The following is a 201-nucleotide window of genomic DNA, read 5'->3' as shown; positions in this document are numbered from 1 at the left end:
CGCATCAAGCCGCGCCTGGCGCGCCTGTCTCGCGATGCTGCGCAAGCGGTATGCGCGCTTGCCGTGCGGCATGGCAATGGCCTGATCGATGTGTCGCGGCGGGGCAACCTGCAGCTGCGCGGGCTCGATCACGCGGGTTGGCAGGCTGCGCTGGCCGAACTGCTGGCGGTGGGCCTGGTCGATGCCGATCCGCTGGCAGAG

General features: G+C 70.6%; 1 pseudogene. It reads left to right on the top strand.

The features are described from left to right. A pseudogene (locus H926_RS26505) lies at positions 1–201 on the top strand (cobalamin biosynthesis protein CobG); the annotation flags it as partial.

This window comes from Novosphingobium sp. B-7 (assembly GCF_000410615.1).
GTDB classification, from domain to species: domain Bacteria; phylum Pseudomonadota; class Alphaproteobacteria; order Sphingomonadales; family Sphingomonadaceae; genus Novosphingobium; species Novosphingobium capsulatum.
Note: the sequence above shows the minus strand (reverse complement) of the source record. Positions and strands in the feature narration are given on the sequence as shown.